The 2,956-nt window shown below is 54.1% G+C and carries 1 rRNA gene; it reads right to left on the bottom strand.

The window, feature by feature from the left end:
* Positions 1-64: 64 nt before the first annotated feature.
* Positions 65-2,807 (bottom strand): 23S ribosomal RNA (locus HNR55_RS16445).
* Positions 2,808-2,956: the final 149 nt, after the last annotated feature.

The raw sequence follows: 2,956 nt of genomic DNA, 5'->3' as shown, positions 1-2,956 counted from the left end.
GGTGTTTTGTGTGTGACGTGGTTATGGATGATTTCTGTGCACGGGCTATCCGTAAGGATAGTGTGAGAGTGAGCCTATTGGGTGATTAGGACCAGTTAGCTGCACGTGTTACCACGCTTTCACATCTGGCCTATTAACGTGGTGGTCTACCACGACCCTCAGGGAGATCTAGTTTTGAGGTGGGTTTCCCGCTTAGATGCTTTCAGCGGTTATCCCGTCCATACTTAGCTACCCGGCTGTGCCGCTGGCGCGACAACCGGTGCACCAGAGGTATGTTCATCCCGGTCCTCTCGTACTAGGGACAAATCCTCTCAAATCTCCAACATCCACGGCAGATAGGGACCGAACTGTCTCACGACGTTCTAAACCCAGCTCACGTACCACTTTAATCGGCGAACAGCCGAACCCTTGGGACCTGCTCCAGCCCCAGGATGTGATGAGCCGACATCGAGGTGCCAAACCTCCCCGTCGATGTGGACTCTTGGGGGAGATCAGCCTGTTATCCCTAGAGTACCTTTTATCCGTTGAGCGATGGCCCTTCCACGCGGGACCACCGGATCACTATGGCCGACTTTCGTCTCTGCTCGAGCTGTCACTCTCGCAGTCAGGCGGGCTTATGCCATTGCACTCAACAGCCGGTTTCCGACCGGCCTGAGCCCACCATCGCGCGCCTCCGTTACACTTTGGGAGGCGACCGCCCCAGTCAAACTGCCCACCATACAGGGTCCCGGACCAGGCTTACTGGCCGCGGTTAGACATCAGAAAAATTCAGGGTGGTATTTCAAGGATGGCTCCACAGGAACTGGCGCCCCTGCTTCAAAGCCTCCCACCTATCCTACACAGAATGTCTCTGATGCCACTGTAAAGCTACAGTAAAGGTTCATAGGGTCTTTCCGTCTGACCGCGGATACCCCGCATCTTCACGGGGAATTCAATTTCGCTGAGCCGATGCTGGAGACAGCGGGGAAGTCGTTACGCCATTCGTGCAGGTCGGAACTTACCCGACAAGGAATTTCGCTACCTTAGGACCGTTATAGTTACGGCCGCCGTTTACCGGGGCTTCAATTCAGTGCTCTCACACCTCCTCTTAACCTTCCGGCACCGGGCAGGCGTCAGACCCTATACGTCGTCTTTCGACTTCGCAGAGTCCTGTGTTTTTACTAAACAGTCGCTACCCCCTGGTCTGTGCCACCCACACATGGTTGCCCACATGCAGGTCTCGCTTATCCCGAAGTTACACGAGTAATTTGCCTAGTTCCTTCAGCATCGTTCTCTCAAGCGCCTTGGTATGCTCTACCAGTCCACCTGTGTCGGTTTAGGGTACGGTCTATACGCCAGAGCTATTTCCTGGAATGCTCCAAAAGCCGGTCCAATCCGTTAAGGACCAACAACATATCGCATTCGTCACTTCTGGCAGGTTCAGGAATATTCACCTGATTCCCATCGACTACGGCTTTCGCCCTCGCCTTAGGGGCCGACTAACCCTGCGTGGATTAACCTTGCGCAGGAACCCTTGGACTTTCGGCGACAGTGTTTCTCGCACTGTTTGTCGCTACTCATGTCAGCATTCGCACTTCCGATATCTCCAGAAGGGGTCACCCCGCTTCCTTCACAGACCTACGGAACGCTCCGCTACCGCGCATATCATAGATATGCACCCACAGCTTCGGCACGTGGCTTGAGCCCCGTTACATTTTCGGCGCAGGGTTTCTATTAGACCAGTGAGCTATTACGCTTTCTTTAAAGGATGGCTGCTTCTAAGCCAACCTCCTGGTTGTTATGGAATCCCCACATCCTTTCCCACTTAGCCACGATTTAGGGGCCTTAGCTGGTGGTCTGGGCTGTTTCCCTCTCGACAATGGACCTTAGCACCCACTGTCTGTCTGCCAGGCTAAACTTCCGGGTATTCGGAGTTTGGTTGGGTTTGGTAAGGCTTTGGGCCCCCCTAGCCCATCCAGTGCTCTACCCCCCGGGGTCAACACCTGACGGTCTACCTCAATAGATTTCGCGGAGAACCAGCTATCTCCGAGTTTGATTGGCCTTTCACCCCTAGCCACAGCTCATCCCCGACTTTTTCAACAGGCGTGGGTTCGGCCCTCCAGTGCGTGTTACCGCACCTTCAGCCTGGCCATGGCTAGATCACTCGGTTTCGGGTCTTCTGCCAGCAACTATGCGCCCTATTCAGACTCGCTTTCGCTACGCCTACACCTATCGGCTTAAGCTCGCTGCAAACAGAAACTCGCTGACCCATTATACAAAAGGTACGCCGTCACCCCATAAGAGGCTCCGACTGCTTGTAGGCATCCGGTTTCAGGTCTATTTCACTCCCCTCGTCGGGGTGCTTTTCACCTTTCCCTCACGGTACTTGTTCACTATCGGTCACCAGGGAGTATTTAGGCTTGGAGGGTGGTCCCCCCATGTTCAGACAGGGTTTCACGTGCCCCGCCCTACTCAAGGATCTTTAAAAGCACTACGCATACGGGACTATCACCCACTATGGCCGACCTTTCCAGATCGTTCTGCTTCTCTTCCAAAGACCACTGGCCTGCTCCGCGTTCGCTCGCCACTACTAGCGGAATCTCAATTGATGTCTTTTCCTCCAGGTACTGAGATGTTTCAGTTCCCCGGGTTCGCCTCATCACCCTATGTATTCAGATGATGATACCCATCGCTGGGTGGGTTGCCCCATTCGGATATTTGCGGATCAATGCCTGCTCGCGGCTCCCCACAACTTTTCGCAGCGTGCTACGTCCTTCGTCGCCTCCTGGTGCCAAGGCATCCACCGAATGCCCTTATCGCGCTCACTCGCCCCATGCACAGAAACCATCCATACCTTGCGATACAAACAGCTCCAAGCATGAACGCATCCGAGCACGTCACACTTTAAAACGCTTCTGAACGCTTAATGCCAATCACTGCTTAACATATAACCCGGAGATAAACCCCAGATCATATG

The sequence above is a fragment of the Acetobacter lovaniensis genome, from assembly GCF_014207635.1.
Taxonomy (GTDB): Bacteria; Pseudomonadota; Alphaproteobacteria; order Acetobacterales; family Acetobacteraceae; genus Acetobacter; species Acetobacter lovaniensis.
This window is presented reverse-complemented; position numbering and strand designations above follow the sequence as displayed.